A 14,484-nucleotide genomic window follows, 5' to 3' on the forward strand; every position below is an offset into this window, starting at 1 on the left:
GCGAGCACCATATCAGCGAGACGAACCGTCTCGTCTTGACGAAAGGGGAATGAGGGAGCAGAGTCGAGACGGACCGTCTCGTCTCGTCGACCGAAGGGGAACACGATCATGCGCACCTGGTTCATCACCGGCGCCAGCCGCGGCCTGGGCCGCGCGTTCGCCGAGGCCGCGCTCGACCGGGGTGACCGGGTGGTCGCCGCGGCCCGGACCGTCACCAGTGACGACTTCGACGCGCGGCACGGCGACCGGCTGCTGGCCCTGCCCTTGGACGTCACCGACCGGGCGGCCGTCCTCGCCGCCGTGGCCACCGCCGTCGAGCACTTCGGCCGGCTCGACATCGTCGTCAACAACGCCGGCACCCTGTCGATGGGCATGATCGAGGAGTTCACCGAGGCCGAGGCGCGCGCCCAGTTCGAGGTCAACCTCTTCGGCGCGCTGTGGGTCAGCCAGGCGGTGCTGCCGCACCTGCGCGCCCAACGGTCCGGCCACCTGGTGCAGATCTCCAGCATCGCCGCGCTCGGCGGCTTCCCGAGCACCGGCATGTACAGCGCGAGCAAGTTCGCCCTGGAGGGCATGAGCGAGGCCCTGGCGGCGGAGGCGGCGGCCTTCGACGTCAAGGTCAGCATCGTGCAGCCCGGCGGCTACTGGACCGACCTCTATCGCAGCATCAGCGCCACCACCCCGACCGACGCGTACGCGCCGCTCCGCGCCGAGTTGGAGCGTCAGTGGGCGGACGACTCGGTCGACAGCGAGCCCCGGCTGGCCGCCGAGGCCCTGCTGCGACTCGTCGACAGCGACGACCCGCCGCTGCGGCTGCTGCTCGGCAGCATGGTCTACGACCTGGCGTTCGACATCTCCCGCCGGCGGATGGAGACCTGGGCGAGCTGGGAACAGGTCAGCCGCGCCGCCGAGCACGCGGTGCCCGCCCCCGGGACGGCTTGAGACCTGCGCCAGTACGCCGAAGTGGCGGTATCCCGCCGCGGGATACCGCCACTTCGGCGAGCTGGTATCGATCAAGCAGTGGTCAGAGCGAGTACGTCTGGGCCACCGCCAGCATCTCCGAGCTGTGCGAGCCGACCACGCCCACGGTCGCCGGCCGGGGCCGGAAGCCGGGCAGCGCGTCCAGCCCGTCGCTGGCGTCCATCGCCCGCAGGCGCACCGAGTCGGAGGACGGCACCAGCGTCAGCGTCACCTCGACGCCCTCCGGCGGCGGGGCGTGGAACACGATGCCGAAACCCCACCGGCCCGTGCGCGCCTTCACCGGCACGCTCCGCCCGGCCACCGAGGCGGCCCGCACGGTGGCGGTGCCGGTGTCCACGTGCAGCGTGAGCAGCCGCACCTGCCGCTGCGGGGTGACCCGCAACCGCAGCACCCGCTGGTCGCCGTCGCGGGAGTCGTCGAGCGTCTCCAGCTTCGGCGCGGGCAGCGTCGCCGCCGGCGCGGGGCCGGCCCGCAGCTCGCCGTCGCCGATCCCGGGGAAGTCGTCGGCCACCGAGATGGTCCGGTCGACGTAGCGGTCGGTCCAGGGCTGCGGCCGCTCCTCGTGACTGAGCCAGGCAGCCTTCTTCGTGCCGGCGTCCAGCGCGTACATCAGGTGGGTGGGCACGGGGTGGTCGGCGTCGAAACGGTCGACGGCGAGGCCGACCCCGGCGAGCACCGCCGCCGCGACGAACGCCGCGCCGGCCGGCAGCGCGCCGAGGCGGCGGGCGCGCAGCGCCAGCAGGCCGCGCTGGCCGCCGGCGCGCGGGTGCAGCAGGTCCACCACCGGCAGCAGGGCCAGCCCGAGCAGCACCGCGACCAGCGCGGCCACCGCGCCCATGCCCATGCCGAGCGCCGGGAAGAGCAGCACCACCGGGGGCAGCAGGACCACCACGGCCACCGCGCCGGCCAGCGTCACCGCGACCACCGGCCACGGGCCGTCCAGCCGGGTGGACAGCGCCGCGAGGCCGGCGGCGGCGCCGACCAGCGCCGGCAGGGTGGTGAGGTACGCGCCGCCGGGCACCAGCACCGCGAGCAGCACGCCGAACAGGGCCAGCCAGAGCAGGCCGCCGAACGCCAGCGCGGCCGGGCCGACCCGGCGGCGGAGCAGGGCGTACCAGCAGAGCAGCACCGTGGCGGCGAGCGCCACCACGGCGAGGCGGTACCAGACCGGACGGTACGGGTCGAGCAGCTCGGCGTACCCGGGTCGGATCGTGGTGATCGCGGCCCAGAGCAGCCACGCGCCCAGCGGTGCCACCACGACCGGCGCCAGGGCCAGGCCGAAGCCGGCGGCGAGCGTGCCGACGGACGCCCGGCCCCGGCGGCGCAGCAGCCAGCCCAGCGCGCCGACGGCGAGCAGCGCGGCGACCGCCAGCGGCAGGGTCAGCCACCCGGGATAGCGGACCAGCCCGCCGAGCACCGGGAAGTAGGTGTCGTCGTGGCCGGAGCGCAGGTCGCCGAGGTCGGTGCGGCCGAACTCGCGGGCCAGGCCGAGTGCGTTGTCGCCGTGCATCTGGAGGCTGCCCCGGTCCATCCGGGCCGGCACGTCCAGCGGAGTGTGGTAGATCGCGCCGCCGTCGATGTAGGCCGAGTTGAGGCCGACGAACTTCTGGTCGAGAAACGCGGTGAAGTCGGTGTCGTTGGGCAGCGCCCGGTAGATCTCCACCGCGAACGAGGTGCCCACCGGGTGCGGCGCGGCGCGGCCGAACACGTCCACCAGCTTCGCGTTGTTCCGCGACGTCTCGAACATGATCACCGGGCCGGTCGAGCCGCGCGCCTCCAGGTTGAGCACCACCCCGCCGTCGGCGGCCAACGGGTGGTCGGCGGCGAAGCCGGCCGCGCCGCACAGGCACGCCTCCTCCGCGTCGGTGAGCACGAAGACCACGTCGTTGCGGGGCCGCGGGCCGGTGCTCAGCGCCCGGGCCACCTCCAGGATGGTGGCGGTGCCCGCCGCGTCGTCGTTGCCGCCCGGCCCGGTCTGCACCGAGTCGTAGTGCGAGACCAGGAAGACCTTGCCGGTCGGATCGGTGCCGGGGAGCCGGGCCACCACGTTGCGCACCCGGGCCAGCGTCGCCCCGCCGGCCGCGCCGGACAGCTGACCGGCCTCGGGCGCCACCGCGTCCTGAACCTCGGTCTGAAGGCCCAGCCCGCGCAGCGTGCCGACCAGGTGCTCGCGTACCCGGTCGTTGGCTTCGCTGCCGGCCACGTGCGGCCGGGCCGCGATCACCTCGACGTTCCGGTACGCCCGGCCGGCGCTGAACTCGCCGGCCGGCGCGTCCGCCGGGCGCGGCGCCGGGGTGGCCAGACCGACCAGGACGCCCGCCCCGACGGCGAGCAGCGCGACGAGCGCGGCGACGGAGGCGAGCAGCCGGCGGCGGGGCTTGGCGAACGCCCGGTCGGCGGGGCGGGTGGGGGGTGCGCCCACGGGAACTCCTCGGGGTGGATCAACGGGGTGGGCATCATCCTGCACCCCCGCCGGGCGCGGCGGCACTCCCGGCATCGGTGCGTTGCCGGGCTGGCAGCGCTCCCGCGTAACATCGTGGGTCGGCCGCGTCGCTGTCCGGGTGGACGAGGTCGTCAACCCGCGCCCACGGCGGGGTTCGTGTTGTGTGCGACCGTTGTCTCCGCCAGGATCAGCAAGGGCACTCGGAAGGAGCCCGCCATCACCAGCGAACTCCCGCGACTCGCGGCGGTGGCCCGGCCGCACCGGGGGACCGACACACCGGGCGCCCCCGTCGTGCCCAGGGCCGGCTCGGGGCTGCACGGCGGCCTGCCGCCCGGCGAACGGCTGCGGGTGCTGCTGGTCGAGGACGACGAAGGCGACGCCTTCCTGGTCGGCGAGCTGCTCGCCGAGACCAACTCGATGATCGACCTGCTGGTCGCGACCAGCCTCAGCGAGGCCCGCCAGCGGGTGATGGGAGTCGACTGCGTCCTGCTCGACCTGGGCCTGCCCGACGCACAGGGCCTGGACGGGCTGCGCCGGGTGCTGGAGATGGCCAGCGGCGCCGCGGTCTGCGTGCTCACCGGCCGCTCCGACGAGCACCTCGGCATCGTGGCGGTCGCCGAGGGCGCGCAGGACTACCTGGTCAAGGGCCAGGTCGACGGCGTCCTGCTGACCCGGGCGCTGCGCTACGCGGTGGAACGCAAACGGGCCGACGAGAACGCCCGCCGGCTGCGCGAGGTGGAGCTGCGCCAGGCCGAGTCGGCCCGCCTGGAACGCGGTCTGCTGCCGCAGCCGCTGATGACCACCGACGAGGTGTCGGTGCACACGTTCTACCGGCCCGGCCGGCACGCCGCGCTGATCGGTGGCGACTTCTACGACGTGGTGCAGACCCGGCCGGACCGGATCGACCTGATCGTCGGCGACGTCTGCGGTCACGGCGTGGACGAGGCCGCGCTCGGCGTCGAGCTGCGTGTCGCCTGGCGGGCGCTGGTGCTGGCCGGGGTGCCCGACGACGAGGTGCTGCCCGCGCTGGAGCAGGTGCTGATGAGCGAGCGCCGGCTCCAGGAGATCTTCGCGACGGTGGCCACCGCCCGACTCGACCTTGCGTCCGCCCGGGCCACCGTACGGCTCGCCGGTCACCCGCCGCCGCTGCTGCTCAGCGGCGGTAAGGTCGCCCCGGTGCCGGCCAAGGGCGGGCTGCTGCTCGGCGTCCGGCCCCGCCGCCCCGTTGCCTTCGATCTGGAGTTCGACACCGATGACTGGTCCCTGCTGATGTACACCGACGGCCTCATCGAGGGTCGGGTCGACGGCGGCGACGAACGGCTCGACGTGCCCGGGCTGACCGGGCTGCTCGCCGAACCGGCCAACCGCGCGGTGCCGCTGTCCGAACTGCCCGCCTGGCTGGTCGGCCGCGCCGAGCAGATCAACGGTGGCCCGCTCGCCGACGACGTGGCGATGTTGCTGGTGACCCGGGGAGGCGGCCGATGAAGGCGTATCGGCAGGGGTGGACGCTGCGGCGGCGGGTGGTCGCGCTGCTCGGTGTGGTCCTGGCGCTGCTGCTCGGGCTGGCCGCCGCGGAGGCGGCGGTCGCCGCGAAGAACCGGCAGAACATCGACGCGGTGCTGCTCAAGACCGGTCCGCTGCGGGTCCAGGCGCAGGAGCTGATGAGCGTCCTGCTGGACCAGGAGACCGCGGTGCGTGGCTACGCGGTGAACGGCGACCGCAACGACCTGGGCCCCTACCAGGAGGGCGTGCGGCGCGAGCAGGCGTTGATCGCCTCGATCCGCGGGCTGTCCGCCGACTACCCCGACGTGCGTCGGGAGCTGACCCGGGTCGAGCAGCAGACCACGCAGTGGCGGTCCCAGGTGGCCGAGCCGGTGATCGCGGCCACCGACCGCGGCGGTCCGACGGCCGGGCAGGCGCTGATCACCGACCAGACCCGGCAGCAGTTCGACGGGATAAGGGGTTCGATCACCGCACTCCAGGACGAGGTCCTCACCGTGCGGCAGGAGACCGCCGACCGGGTCAACTCGACGAGCAACGCGCTGGTCGTGCTGTTGATCATCGCGGCGCTGGTGGTGGCGGTGGCCGGCGCGGTCATGCTGCTCTCGCTCGACCGGATCCTGATCCGCCCGCTGGCCGGCCTGGTCGGCCAGGTGCGGGAGGTCGCCGACGGCGACTACCAGCACCGCATCGCCGGGTCCGGTCCGCCGGAGTTCCGCCGGCTCGCCGACGACATCGACCAGATGCGGCAGAAGATCGCCCAGGAGCTGGACGAGGTACGCCAGGCCCGGGAGCGGATCGAGTGGGTCAACGACCAGCTCCAGAAGCAGGCCGAGGAGCTGACCCGCTCCAACCGTGACCTGGAGCAGTTCGCCTACGTGGCCTCGCACGACCTGCAGGAGCCGCTGCGCAAGGTGGCCAGCTTCTGCCAGCTCCTCCAGCGCCGCTACGCCGGCCAGCTCGACGAGCGGGCCGACCAGTACATCGCGTTCGCGGTGGACGGCGCGCAGCGGATGCAGCGGCTCATCAACGACCTGCTGGCGTTCTCCCGGATCGGCCGGCTCACCACCGGGTTCACCGAGGTCGACCTGAACCGGGTGATGGGCGACGTGGCCGGGCAGACCGAGGCGGCCCGGCAGTACGCCGACGCGGAGCTGACCTGGGACGAGATGCCCACCATCCGCGGCGAGGAGCCGCTGCTGACCAACCTGCTGGTCAACCTGGTCAGCAACTCGGTGAAGTTCCGCCGCCCCGACGTGCCGTCGAAGGTGCACGTCTCGGCCCGGCTGGTCGACGGCGAGTGGGAGATCAGCTGCCGGGACAACGGCATCGGGATCGAGCCGGAGTTCGCCGACAAGATCTTCGTGATCTTCCAGCGGCTGCACTCCAAGGACGCGTACCCGGGCACCGGCATCGGGCTCGCCATCGTCAAGAAGATCGTGGAATACCACGGCGGCCGGGTCTGGGTGGACACCGAGGCCGAGGAGGGCACCACGATCCGGTTCACTCTGCCGGCGCTGGAGGCCGACGTCGAGGCGGCGAAGGCGGCCGGGGACGCGGAGGAGGCGGAGCCGACCGCCGAGGACGCGCCGGCGGACGACGCGGCGCAGCCGGACGGCGTGGCACGGGAAGAGCCGCCCGCGGAGGCGGACCGACAGGATACAAACGGTGGCATGAAGGAGACGGTGGGATGACCGCGCCGGCGGACGGCAAGAGCCCGATCGAGGTCCTGCTCGTCGAGGACGATCCGGGCGACGTGCTGATGACCCAGGAGGCGTTCGAGGAGCACAAGCTCCGCAACCGCCTGACGGTCGTCTCCGACGGCGCCGAGGCGCTGGCCTACCTGCGCCGCGAGGGCCCGTACGCGGACGCGGTCACGCCGGACCTGATCCTCCTCGACCTGAATCTGCCCCGCCGGGACGGCCGGGAGGTGCTGGAGGAGATCAAGAACGACGAGCACCTGCGCCGGATCCCGGTCGTGGTGCTCACCACGTCGCAGGCCGACGAGGACATCCTGCGCAGCTACCAGTTGCACGCCAACGCCTACGTGACCAAGCCGGTGGACTTCGAGCGCTTCATCTCGGTGGTCCGCCAGATCGACGAGTTCTTCGTCAGCGTGGTCAAGCTGCCGCCGCGTGGCTGACCCGCTGCTGGACGACGTCGCCGCGCTGCTACGGGAGGCGGCGGCCGACGTCGTCGTGCCGATGTTCCGCCGGCTCGACCCGTCCGACATCTCCGAGAAGGCACCCGGCGAGGTGGTCACCGTCGCCGACCGCGAGGCCGAGAAGCTGATCTCCGAAGGTCTGCGGCGGCTGCGCCCCGGCTCGGTGGTGGTCGGCGAGGAAGCCGTCGCCGAGGATCCGGACCTGCTGCGGCACCTGCGCGGCAGCGGTGACGTCTGGCTGGTCGACCCGGTCGACGGCACCTCCAACTTCGCCGCCGGCAAGCGACCGTTCGCGCTGATGGCGGCGTTGCTCACCGACGGCGTCCCGGTGGCGTCCTGGGTGTACGACCCGCTGGACGGCACGATGGCCGCCGGTCGGCTCGACGGGGGCACCACGCTGGCCGGCGCACCGGTGCGGACCGACCGGCCGATGCCGGCGGCGGGCGCGTTGCGCGGCACCGCGATGACGAAGTTCCTGCCCGGCGACGTCCGCCGGGATGTCGAGGCCGGCGGGCGCCGGATCGGCGAGCTGCTGCCCGGCCAACACTGCGCCGGCCGGGAATACCTGGACGTGCTCACCGGCGCGCAGCAGTTCGTGCTGTTCTGGCGCACGCTGCCGTGGGACCACACCCCCGGCACGCTGCTGGTCCGGGAGGCCGGCGGGGTGGCCCGCCGCTTCGACGGCACCGACTACCACCCGGCCGACGAGGGTCGGGGACTGCTGGTCGCGGCCAGCCCGGAGATCTGGGACGACGTGTACGCGGCGCTGCTGGCGCGCTGAGCAGCGCTCCGCGACGCCGGCGACACGCTGCGTCGACGATCCGCCTCGTCGGCGGTCACGGATCTGGCGCGGCGCGCCTGGTCCGGTATCGTGACCGCGGTTGACGGAAGGACCATCACGTGCCCAGGACCAGGCTCACCGGCCGGCGGGTCCGCCGGTCGCTGCTCGCGCTGCTCGCCGCGACGGCCGTGCTGCTCGGCGCCGGCCTCGCCACGGCCGGCCCGGCCGCCGCCGCGCCCAGCCCGAACGCCCCCGACGAGGGCGACAGCAAGCAGCTCCGGGCGGCGCTGGAGGCCGCGGCGAAGGGTCACATCGACGCCCAGAACAAGCTGGACAACTCCAAGCGCCGCCAGGCCCAGCTGGCCGTCCAGCTCAAGGACACCGAGGCGCGGCTGGTCGGGTTGACCGCTCAGGCCGGTGAGGTGGCGGTGCAGTCCTACCGGCAGGGCCGGCTGACAGCGGTGTCGATGCTGCTGGCCAGCTCCGGGCCGGACGACTTCCTGCACCGGGCCGCCGAGCTGGACATGATGGCGCAGCGCGACAGTCAGCGCCTCGGTGCCCTGGCCGCCGCGAAGGCCCAGCTCGCCGAGTCCAAGCTGGCCCTCGACGCCGAGGTGCGGGAGCAGGCCAGGCAGGTCGCCGTGCTGGCCCGGAAGAAGAAGGACGCCGAGGTGGCGCTGGCGAAGGTCAGCTCGGGCTCGGGCTCCGGTTTCAGCGGCGGCTCCTCGTCGGCCAAGCCCGCCCCCCGCAACTCGGACGGCTCCTGGCCGTCGGAGTCCTGCTCGGTGAACGACCCGACGCCGGCCAGCGGCTGCATCACGCCGCGCACCCTGCACATGCTCCAGCAGGCCAAGGCGGCGAGCTTCACGCGTTACGCCTCCTGCCACCGCAGCGGCGGCGGCGGGGAACACCCCAAGGGCCGGGCCTGCGACTTCTCCGCCGCCAGCGGCGGCTTCGAGGACCGCACCGCGACCGGCGGCGACAAGTCGTACGGCGACCGCCTCGCCAGCTGGGCGAAGAGCAACGCGAACCGGCTCGGCATCATGTACGTGATCTGGTATCGGCAGATCTGGATGCCGAACACCGGCTGGCGGGCGTACAGCGGTGGCGGCAGCCCGGCCGCCGACCACACAAACCATGTTCACATCTCGATGTACTGACCCGAACCACCAGGAACGCCGCGTACCCTCGCGACGGTGAGCAGCACATCGTCCGACATCGTCATCGAGCCGGCGACCGACGCGCCGGCCGCGCCGCGCGCCCTGCCGAACGGGCTCGCCGCCTTCCTGGTCTTCCTCTCCAGCGGGGCGGTGCTGGTGCTGGAGACCGTCTCCCTGCGCCTGGTCGGCCCGTACGTCGGGGTGACCCTCCAGGTGACCAGTTCGGTCATCGGCATGGCGCTGGCCGCCATCGCGTACGGGGCGTGGATGGGCGGGTGGCTCGCCGACCGGCGGGACCCGCGCGCCCTGCTCGCCCCGGCCCTGGTGCTGGCCGGCATCGCCACCGCGGTCACCCTGCCCATCGTCCGGTACGCCGGTGAGGCGTTGCGCGGCGGCGCGGCCAGCGCGGTGCTCCTGCTGACCGCGTTGACCGTGCTGCTGCCCGCGGCGCTGCTGGCCGGCATCACCCCGCTCGTGGTGAAGCTCCAGCTCGCCGACCTGCGCCGCACCGGCCAGGTGGTGGGCAAACTCTCCAGCATCGGCACGCTCGGCGGGATCACCGCCACGCTGGGCACCGGTTTCATCCTGGTGGCCGCGCTGCCCAGCTCGGTGATCGTGCTGGCGCTGGCCGCGGTGCTCGGCGTGACCGGGCTGGCGCTCGGGTTCTGGCTCCGGCGGCGGGACGGCTCCGGGCTGTCGACGCCGGGCCGGGCCAAGGCGGCGCTGGCGTTGCTCGGCCTCTCCGCCGCCGGGCTGACCGCTGCCGCGCCGAACCCGTGCGACGTGGAGACCGCCTACCACTGCGCCCGCGTGGAGGTGGACGCGGACGCGCCGGACGGGCGCACGCTCTTCCTCAACTCGGCCGAGCACTCCTACGTCGACCTGACCGATCCGACCCACCTGAAGTACTCGTACGCCCAGTGGGTCGGCCTGGTCGCGGACCTGGCGCGGCCGACCGGGCAGCCGATGGAGGCGCTGCACCTGGGTGGCGGCGGCTTCACCGTGCCCGGCTACCTGGCCGCGACCCGGCCCGGCACCGACAATCTGGTCTTCGAGGTCGACGGCGGCCTGGTCGAGCTGGACAAGCGGGAGATGGGTCTGCGCACCGGGCCGAAGCTGCGCGCCGAGGTCGGCGACGCGCGGGTGCTGCTCGGCGGCGAGCCGACCGACAGCCGGGACTTCGTCGTCGGTGACGCGTTCGGCCACCTGGTGGTGCCCTGGCACCTGGCCACCCGGGAGATGGCCGCGGACATCCGGCGGGTGCTCCGCCCGGACGGGATCTACGTGCAGAACGTGATCGACTACCCGCCGGACCGGTTCATCCGGGCCGAGCTGGCCACCGTCTCGGCCGTGTTCGACCACGTCGCGCTGATCGCGCCACCGGGCGCGATCGCCGGCGAGCACGGGGCGAACTTCGTGATCGTCGCCTCGGACGTGCCGCTGCCGCTGGCCGGGATCCCCGCCGGCCTGAAGCGTTTCGCCGAGCCGGCCGAGCTGCTCGACGAGGCGAGGACGGCCGCCTGGGTCGGGGACGCGCGGGTGCTCACCGACGACTTCGCCCCGGTGGACCAACTCCTCGCGACCGCCTGATCGGGTGACTTTCCTGACCGATTCCGACCGGACAGGTGTACCGGGGGCCACTTCGGGCAACTGCACCGACCATGGGTGCAGCGGTCAGGAACGGCGTGCAGCTGCTGGGTGAGCGCTACCGCCTGGTCGAGCAGTTGGGCGCGGGCGGCATGTCGGTGGTGTGGCGCGGCTACGACGAGGTGCTCGGCCGGCAGGTGGCGGTCAAGGTGCTCGCCTCCCGGCTCGCCACCGACAAGGCGTTCCGACACCGGATCCGCGTCGAGGCGCAGGCCGCCGCGCGGCTCTGCCACCCCAACATCACCAACGTGTACGACTACGGCGAGTCGGTCCAGGTCGGGCTGACCGTGCCGTACGTGGTCATGGAGCTGGTCGACGGCGGCCCGCTCAGCGGCCGGCTCGGCCGCGACGGGCAACTGCCCTGGCGGGAGGCGCTGACCATCGGCGCGGAGGTCGCCTCGGCGCTGGCCACCGCGCACGCCCGCGGCGTGGTGCACCGGGACGTGACCCCCGGCAACGTCATGCTCACCCCGACCGGCGTGAAGGTCGTCGACTTCGGCATCTCGGCGCTGGTGGGGGAGAGCGACAAGGGCCCGGACGGGGCGCTGCTCGGCACGCCCGCCTACCTCGCCCCGGAGCGGCTGGACAACGGTCACGTCTCGCCGGCCACCGACGTCTACGCGGTCGGCCTGCTGCTCTATCGGATGCTCACCGGCCGGCTGCCGTGGCAGGCCAGCACCACCACCCAGATGCTGCGCGCGCACATGTACCAGGACCCGGACCCGATGCCGCCGGTGCCGGGGCTCCCCGGGCAGGTCGGCGACCTGGTCCAGCGTTGCCTGGCCAAGCGTCCGGAGGACCGCCCGCCCACCCCGGAGGTGGCGCGGACGCTCGCCGAGGCCGCCGGGATCGCGTCGATCGTGCCGGTGTCGCCGGCGTTCGGTGGCGTCGACCCGGCGCTGACCGAGAACGCCGACACCACGATCCTGCCCTGGTCGGCGGCGACCGACGCGCTGCCGTACTCGGCGATCCGCACCCGGACCCGGGGGTCGGCGGCGCGGCGGCGCAGGGTGGAGGCCGGGGTGGCCGCCGCGGGGCTGATCGCGGTCACCGCCGCCATGTGGGGGGTGACGTCGCGGAGTCCGGCCAGCGGCGGGGTCGAGCCGACGGAGGCCAGCATGGGGTTGCCCGAGCCGGCGCCCTGCGCGGTCGACTACTCGCTGCGCCGCGACACCGGTAGGGACTTCTCCGCCGAGCTGACGCTCACCAACACCGGCACCCGGGAACTGCGCGACTGGACGATGAGCTTCAGCTTCCCCGGTAAGCAGGCGGTCACCACGGCCAAGCCGCCGGCACGTCAGGAGGGGCGGACCGTGTCGGTGACGGCCCCGGCGGCCACCCCGGCGCTGGCGCCGGGCGCGTCGACGAAACTCACGCTGGCCGGGCGCTACACCGGGAGCAACACGCTGCCGGTGGAGTTCGAGGTCGGCGGTAGGGCGTGCGGGGTGCAGGTGTCGGGCATCGCCGGGTCGGTGCCGATCACCACGGCGCCGAAGACCAAGGCGCCGGCGAAGCCGCCCGCGAAGACCACGAAGAGCGCCGCCAAGAGCGGGCCGGCGAAGGCGAAGCCGGCGCCGAAACCCAAGGCGGAACCCCCGAAGCCCGGCAAGAAGGGCAAGGAGGGTGGCAAGGGAAAAGGGTAGGCGAGCAGCCGAAGGGGGGTGGGCCGGGCAAGCCCGAGGGGAAGAAGGGCAAGGGCCCGAAGGGCTGACGGTCAGGTCAGCGCCGCGAAGCGCTGCACCTGGGTGATGCTGCCCTCCACGATGAGTACGCTCTCCGGCGCCAGCACGGTGTCCGGCCCGGCGTAGCGGAACGGCTCGCCGGGCAGCTTCGCGCCGACCACCATCACCCCGTACCTGTCGCGCGGGGCCACCTCCCGCAGCGCGCGGCCGACCAGCGGGGCCGGCACCCGGACCTTGGCGATCGCGAAGTCGTCGCCGAACTCGATGAAGTCGAGCATCCGGCTGACGATCAGGTGCGCCACCCGCTCGCCGGTCTCCGCCTCGGGGAACACCACGTGGTGCGCGCCGACCGAGTGCAGGATCTTGGCGTGCTTCTCCGAGGTGGCCCGCGCCCAGATCTGCGGGATGCCCAGCTCGGTGAGGGCCAGCACGGTGAGCACGCTGGCCTCGACCGACGCGCCGATGGCGACCACCACCCGGGCGAAGTCGGCCACGCCGAGCTGGCGCAGCGCCACCTCCTCGGTGGCGTCGGCCTGCACCACCCGGTCCAGTTCGGCGGACCACCGCTGGACCCGCGCCGGGTCCCGGTCGATGGCGAGCACCTCGTGGTCGAGTCGCGCCAGCGCGCCGGCCAGGTGGTAGCCGAACCGGCCCAGGCCGATCACGACGACGCCGGCGTCGTCCGAGTGTCTAGCCGACAATGGGTTGCTCCTCCGGATAGCGGTACAGGCGTCGCCGGGTGTTCAACGCGATCGCCGACCCGAGGGTGAGCGGTCCGATCCGGCCGATGTACATGAGCGCCACCAGCAGATACTGGCCAGGCTCCGGCAGTCGTTGCGCGAGGCCGACGGTGAGGCCCGTGGTGCTGAACGCGGAGGTGATCTCGAACAGCGCGGCGTAGTAACGCACCTCGTCGGTCATCGCGATCAGCACGACCGTGCCACCGGCCACCAGCGCCACGCTGAGCAGCGCGACCGTCAGCGCCTGCCGTTGGCTGTTCGAGGACACCCGGCGGCGGCCGACGGTGGTGTCCGGCTCGCCGCGCAGCTCCGCCCAGATGGCGAAACCGAGCAGGAAGAACGTGGAGACCTTGATGCCGCCGGCGGTGCTGGCACTGCCACCTCCGATGAACATCAGCCCGATCAGCATCGGGTAGCTCTCCTCGGTGAGCCGTCCGACGTGGATCACGTCGAAGCCGCCGGTGCGGCTCAACGCGATCTGGGTGAACGCGGCGAGCACCTTGCCCGGCACGTCGAACGTGCCGAGCGTGTACGGGTTCCGCCACTCGGCCAGCAGCAGGTAGCCGAAACCGACGGCGGTGAGCACCACGCTGCCCCAGACCGTGAGCTTGGTGGCGACCGCCCACCGGCGGGGCTGCCGCCACTCGCGTACCGCCTCGAACAGCGCCGGGAAGCCGAGCCCGCCGATGATCGCGCCGACGCTGAGCGGCAACGCCACCCACGGGTCCCGGGAGAACGCGACCAGCCCGTCGGTGTAGAGCGCGAAACCACCGTTGTTGAACGCCTGGACCGAGTGGAACACCGCCGACCAGAGCGCCCGCCCGGGCGGGTAGTCGTAGACCAGCCAGAAGCGTCCGCTGATCACGACGGTCATCAGCGCCTCGGTGACGAAGACGGTGGCCGCGATGCGCAGCAGCAGCCGGCGTACGTCGCCGAGACCGAACTCGGCGGTCTCGGCCTGCACGAGCAGCCGGTTGCGCAGGCCGAGCTGTCGGGAGACCGCCAGGATCACCAGGGACGCGCCGGTCAGGATGCCGAGCCCGCCGAGCTGGGTCAGCACGGTGATCATCACGAGCCCGAAGTCGTTCCAGTAGTTCGGCGTGTCGGTGACCGCCATACCGGTCACCGAGACCGCCGAGGTGGAGGTGAACAGCGCGGTCAGGAACGGCGTCCAACGCTGCTGGCTGGTGGCCCAGGGCAGCATGAGCAGCCCGGTGCCGACCAGGATCACCGCCAGGAACCCGAGCGGCACCAGCCGGACCGGCTTCCGGAGCAGGCGGCGCATCCCGTCATCTTCCGTCCGGAGATTCACCGGCAGGTCAGGAACCGACCAACTGGACGTCAACCACGCCGGGTCTGCTGTGCGTACCCATCGACGACAGGAGA

11 protein-coding genes are annotated in these 14,484 nt (G+C 73.1%); 8 read left to right on the plus strand and 3 right to left on the minus strand.

Annotation, left to right across the window (positions count from 1 at the left end):
• Positions 1 to 108 precede the first annotated feature (108 nt).
• Entirely contained in the window at positions 109 to 942 is an 834-nt protein-coding gene (locus tag GA0070213_RS18160) for an SDR family oxidoreductase (protein WP_091065522.1), read from the plus strand.
• A gap of 82 nt (positions 943 to 1,024) precedes the next feature.
• Here the strand turns inward: GA0070213_RS18160 and GA0070213_RS18165 are convergent, their stop codons facing one another.
• Complete coding sequence (locus tag GA0070213_RS18165) at positions 1,025 to 3,403, minus strand: M28 family peptidase (protein WP_091065525.1); 2,379 nt, start codon at positions 3,401 to 3,403, stop codon at positions 1,025 to 1,027.
• A 312-nt stretch (positions 3,404 to 3,715) separates the two neighbouring features.
• On the opposite strand from GA0070213_RS18165, the gene GA0070213_RS18170 reads away from it, so the two are divergent.
• The 7 genes from GA0070213_RS18170 (at position 3,716) to GA0070213_RS18200 (ending at position 12,319) form a co-directional block, all read left to right on the plus strand.
• Positions 3,716 to 4,909, plus strand: a complete 1,194-nt coding sequence (locus GA0070213_RS18170) for a PP2C family protein-serine/threonine phosphatase (protein ID WP_091065527.1) — start codon at positions 3,716 to 3,718, stop codon at positions 4,907 to 4,909.
• Positions 4,906 to 6,618 carry a sensor histidine kinase gene (locus tag GA0070213_RS18175; RefSeq protein ID WP_091065530.1) on the plus strand — a complete coding sequence of 571 codons (1,713 nt, stop codon included), beginning with the start codon at positions 4,906 to 4,908 and terminating at the stop codon, positions 6,616 to 6,618. The genes GA0070213_RS18170 and GA0070213_RS18175 overlap by 4 nt, the downstream gene beginning before the upstream one ends.
• Positions 6,615 to 7,067: a response regulator gene (locus tag GA0070213_RS18180; RefSeq protein ID WP_091065535.1), complete on the plus strand. Its 453-nt coding sequence runs from the start codon at positions 6,615 to 6,617 to the stop codon at positions 7,065 to 7,067. The genes GA0070213_RS18175 and GA0070213_RS18180 overlap by 4 nt, the downstream gene beginning before the upstream one ends.
• On the plus strand, positions 7,060 to 7,869 hold the full coding sequence (locus GA0070213_RS18185; RefSeq protein ID WP_091065540.1) for an inositol monophosphatase family protein: 810 nt from the start codon (positions 7,060 to 7,062) through the stop codon (positions 7,867 to 7,869). The genes GA0070213_RS18180 and GA0070213_RS18185 overlap by 8 nt, the downstream gene beginning before the upstream one ends.
• A gap of 119 nt (positions 7,870 to 7,988) precedes the next feature.
• Positions 7,989 to 9,029: a coiled-coil domain-containing protein gene (locus GA0070213_RS18190; protein WP_091065543.1), complete on the plus strand. Its 1,041-nt coding sequence runs from the start codon at positions 7,989 to 7,991 to the stop codon at positions 9,027 to 9,029.
• 36 nt (positions 9,030 to 9,065) lie between these two features.
• On the plus strand, positions 9,066 to 10,619 hold the full coding sequence (locus tag GA0070213_RS18195) for a fused MFS/spermidine synthase (protein WP_091065546.1): 1,554 nt from the start codon (positions 9,066 to 9,068) through the stop codon (positions 10,617 to 10,619).
• Positions 10,620 to 10,690: 71 nt separating this feature from the next.
• Entirely contained in the window at positions 10,691 to 12,319 is a 1,629-nt protein-coding gene (locus GA0070213_RS18200) for a serine/threonine-protein kinase (RefSeq protein ID WP_091065548.1), read from the plus strand.
• A gap of 71 nt (positions 12,320 to 12,390) precedes the next feature.
• Here GA0070213_RS18200 and GA0070213_RS18205 read toward each other — a convergent pair whose 3' ends face one another.
• Both GA0070213_RS18205 and GA0070213_RS18210 read right to left on the minus strand, forming a co-directional pair.
• Positions 12,391 to 13,059: a potassium channel family protein gene (locus GA0070213_RS18205; RefSeq protein WP_091065551.1), complete on the minus strand. Its 669-nt coding sequence runs from the start codon at positions 13,057 to 13,059 to the stop codon at positions 12,391 to 12,393.
• On the minus strand, positions 13,049 to 14,383 hold the full coding sequence (locus GA0070213_RS18210; RefSeq protein ID WP_091065554.1) for a TrkH family potassium uptake protein: 1,335 nt from the start codon (positions 14,381 to 14,383) through the stop codon (positions 13,049 to 13,051). Before GA0070213_RS18210 ends, GA0070213_RS18205 begins: the two co-directional genes overlap by 11 nt.
• Between the last annotated feature and the right edge of the window lie 101 nt (positions 14,384 to 14,484).

Source organism: Micromonospora humi, assembly GCF_900090105.1.
GTDB classification, from domain to species: domain Bacteria; phylum Actinomycetota; class Actinomycetes; order Mycobacteriales; family Micromonosporaceae; genus Micromonospora; species Micromonospora humi.

Excerpts from the sequence above, each read along its gene's own strand:
- GA0070213_RS18160 (WP_091065522.1), top strand. The coding sequence starts at position 109 with ATGCGCACCTGGTTCATCACCGGCGCCAGCCGCGGCCTGGGCCGCGCG.
- GA0070213_RS18175 (WP_091065530.1), top strand. The coding sequence starts at position 4,906 with ATGAAGGCGTATCGGCAGGGGTGGACGCTGCGGCGGCGGGTGGTCGCG.
- GA0070213_RS18180 (WP_091065535.1), top strand. The coding sequence starts at position 6,615 with ATGACCGCGCCGGCGGACGGCAAGAGCCCGATCGAGGTCCTGCTCGTC.
- GA0070213_RS18200 (WP_091065548.1), top strand. The coding sequence starts at position 10,691 with ATGGGTGCAGCGGTCAGGAACGGCGTGCAGCTGCTGGGTGAGCGCTAC.
- GA0070213_RS18210 (WP_091065554.1), bottom strand. The coding sequence starts at position 14,383 with ATGCGCCGCCTGCTCCGGAAGCCGGTCCGGCTGGTGCCGCTCGGGTTC.